Here is a 3,390-nt window from a genome sequence, read left to right as displayed (position 1 = left end):
ATCAGGCCGACGCGCTCGTAGGTGCGCAGCGTCTGCGGGTGCAGGCCGCTGAGCTGGGCGGCGACGCTGATCACGAAGACCGCATCGCCCTCGCCCGGCGGCCCCTGCGTCGACCCGGTGACCATCACGAGCCCTCCGCGAAGAGGCCTGCCCGCAGCGTCGTACCGGACGTCGCGGCAGCGAACGCCTCCAGCGCCTCCCGGGCCGCAGCGTCGAGGGTGCCCGGGACCTGGACCTCCACCGTGGCGAGCAGGTCGCCCCGGCTGCCGTCGGCCTTCAGCGCGCCCTTGTTGCGGACCCGGAAGGTCCGGCCGCTGGGCGTGCCGGCAGGGATCCGGAGCGTGACCGGGGCACCACCGAGCGTCGGGACCTTGATCTCGGCACCGAGCGCCAGCTCGGCGAACGAGACGGGGACGTCGACCGTGAGGTTCTCGCCCTTGCGGCCGAACACCCGGTGCGGGGAGACCTTGACGACGACGTAGAGGTCGCCGGCGGGACCGCCGCCCTCACCGGGCGCACCCTTGCCCCGCAGCCGGATCCGCTGGCCGTCCTTGACCCCGGCCGGGATCTTCGCCTGGATCGTCCGCGCCGACTGGCCGCGACCGGAGCCATGACAGGTCGGGCAGGGGTCGTCGTAGACGAGCTGGCGACCACCGCAGGCGGGGCAGGTCTCGTTCATCGTGAACGCCCCGCCCACCGACGCGGTGATCGAGCCGCTGCCGTCGCAGGTGCTGCAGACGTGGGGACGCGTGCCGGGCTTGCCGCCCGTGCCGTTGCAGGTGCCGCAGGCGCTGTCGGAGCTGATCCGCAGCGAGACGGTGACGCCGTCGAGCGCGTCGGAGAACCCGATCGTCGCGCTGGTCTCGAGGTCGCCTCCCCGAGTCGGGCGCGGCGCGCGCCGACCCTGGCCGAAGCCGCCGCCGAACAGGTCGCCGAAGAGGTCACCGAAGCCACCCCCGCCGCCGGCCCGGTCGCGGAGCAGGTCCTCGACGTTGACGCCGCCACCACCGAACCCGCCGCCCGCAGGGAAGCCTCCGCGCCGGAACATCTCCCGCGCCTCGTCGTACTTCTTGCGCTTGGCGGGCTCGCCGATGACGTCGTAGGCCTCGGCAACGGACTTGAACTTCTCGTGCTTGACCTTGTCGTCCGGGTTCGAGTCGGGGTGGTTGGCGCGCGCCAGCTTCCGATAGGCCTTCTTGATCTCGTCGGTCGACGCCGACTTCGTGACACCGAGCTCGGCGTAGAAGTCCTTCGTGGCCCAGTCGGACCGGATTCCGTCGTCACTCATCGCACACCCCTCCCTTCCTGTTCGTCATCTCACCGAGCTGGGGTTCTCGGCTATTCGACCGGGTCGACCACCAGGACCTGCGCAGCGCGCACGACCCGGTCGCCGAACTTGTAGCCGGCCTTGGCAATCAACTTGCAGGTCGTGACCGTGACCTCCGGGTCGGTCCCGATGTGCGACAGCGCCTCGTGGACCGTGGGGTCGAAGGCCTCGCCCACGGCACCGAACTTGACCAGGCCCAGCCCGGCGACGGTGCGCTCGAGCTGCTCGGCGACGGCCTTGAAGCCACCCTCGAGCGGCTCGTGCTCCCGCGCCCGGTCGATGTTGTCGAGGACCTCGACGATCGGCGCGAGCGCGGAGTACGTCGCGTTCTCGCGCAACAGCTCGCGGTCCCGGTCGACCCGGCGCTTGTAGTTGAGGTACTCGGCCTGGAGGCGCTGGAGGTCGAGCGTGCGCTCCTCCAGGGCCATCTTCGTCACCGTGAGCTCGTCGGCCTCGGGGGTCTCGACGACCTCTTCGGACCCGAGCTCCGCAGCGTCGGGGGCGACGTCACCCTCCGGGGAGGGAGCAGCCGTCTCGGGCTGCTCCCCCTCCGGCGTGGCGGGACCGGTCGGGTCCTCGGTCACTTGTTGTCGCCTTCGGCCTCGGGCTCGTCGTCGACGATCTCGGCCTCGACGACGTCGTCGTCGGCCTCGCCCGTGGCGCCCGTGCTGCCACCGGCAGCGGCGGACTCGGCCTCGGCGGCGGCGTACATCGCGGCACCCATCTTCTGGCTGGACTCGCCCAGCTTGCTGATGGCGGCGGTGAGCGTCTCGGCGTCGGCCTCGGTGTTCTCGAGGACCGCCTTCAGGGCGTCGACGTCGGCACTGACCTCGGTCTTGACCTCGTCCGGGATCTTGTCGCCGTTGTCGGCCAGGAACTTCTCGGTCGTGTAGACGAGCTGGTCACCCTGGTTGCGGACCTCGACGGCCTCGCGACGCTTGGCGTCCTCCTCGGCGAACTGCTCGGCTTCCTTGACCATGCGGTCGATGTCGTCCTTCGACAGCGCGCTGCCGCCGGAGATGGTCATCGACTGCTCGCGACCCGACGCCTGGTCCTTCGCGGACACGTGGACGATGCCGTCGGCGTCGATGTCGAAGGTGACCTCGATCTTCGGGACGCCACGCGGGGCCGGCGGCAGGCCGGTCAGCTCGAAGTTGCCGAGCTGCTGGTTCTGCGACCAGATCGCCCGCTCACCCTGGGCGACCTTGATCTCGACCGACGGCTGGTTGTCGTCAGCGGTCGTGAAGATCTCCGAGCGCTTGGTCGGGATCGTGGTGTTGCGCTCGATGAGCGTGGTGAACACGCCGCCCTTGGTCTCGATGCCGAGGCTCAGCGGGGTCACGTCGAGCAGCAGCACGTCCTTGACCTCACCGGCGAGGACGCCGGCCTGGAGGGCGGCGCCGACGGCGACGACCTCGTCGGGGTTGACGCCCTTGTTGGGCTCCTTGCCGCCGAGCATCTCCTTGACCAGCTCGGTGACGGCCGGCATCCGGGTCGAGCCGCCGACGAGGACCACGTGGTCGATCGCGGAGATCGCGAGGCCACCGTCCTTGAGGACGTTCTGGAACGGCGCCTTGGTGCGCTCGAGCAGGCTGGCGGTCAGGCGCTGGAACTCGGAGCGGGAGAGCCGCTCCTCGAAGTGCAGCGGGCCGTTCTCGCCGTGGGTGATGTAGGGCAGGTGGATCGTGGTGTCGGCCGAGGACGACAGCTCGATCTTCGCCTTCTCCGCGGCCTCCTGGAGGCGCTGAGCGGCGATCTTGTCCTTGGACAGGTCGACGCCGTTGGCGTCCTTGAACTTCTTGACCATCCACTCGACGACCGCGTTGTCCCAGTCGTCACCACCGAGGTGGTTGTCACCGCTGGTGGCCTTCACCTCGACGACGCCCTCACCGATCTCGAGCAGGGACACGTCGAACGTGCCGCCGCCGAGGTCGTAGACGAGGATCGTCTGGTCGTCGCCCTTGTCGAGGCCGTAGGCCAGAGCGGCGGCGGTGGGCTCGTTGACGATGCGGTCGACCTTGAGGCCCGCGATCTCGCCGGCTTCCTTGGTCGCCTGGCGCTGC

At 70.0% G+C, this 3,390-nt stretch carries 4 protein-coding genes; all 4 read right to left on the bottom strand.

The features are described 5' to 3' along the window. The coding region (locus ACOADB_RS23425; RefSeq protein WP_378604560.1) for a MerR family DNA-binding transcriptional regulator at positions 1-125 on the bottom strand (125 nt) is incomplete at its 3' end. Then, positions 125-1,288, bottom strand: coding sequence for a molecular chaperone DnaJ (gene dnaJ / locus ACOADB_RS23420; protein ID WP_378604406.1), 1,164 nt, complete (start codon positions 1,286-1,288; stop codon positions 125-127). The genes ACOADB_RS23425 and dnaJ, both read right to left, overlap by 1 nt. A gap of 50 nt (positions 1,289-1,338) precedes the next feature. Then, positions 1,339-1,911 carry a nucleotide exchange factor GrpE gene (gene grpE, locus ACOADB_RS23415; RefSeq protein WP_378604403.1) on the bottom strand — a complete coding sequence of 191 codons (573 nt, stop codon included), beginning with the start codon at positions 1,909-1,911 and terminating at the stop codon, positions 1,339-1,341. After that, positions 1,908-3,390 (bottom strand): molecular chaperone DnaK (dnaK, locus tag ACOADB_RS23410; protein ID WP_378604400.1); only part of this gene is annotated, 1,483 nt, incomplete at its 5' end. The genes dnaK and grpE, both read right to left, overlap by 4 nt.

The sequence above is a fragment of the Nocardioides sp. CPCC 206348 genome (assembly GCF_048654705.1).
Taxonomy (GTDB): Bacteria; Actinomycetota; Actinomycetes; order Propionibacteriales; family Nocardioidaceae; genus Nocardioides.
This window is presented reverse-complemented; position numbering and strand designations above follow the sequence as displayed.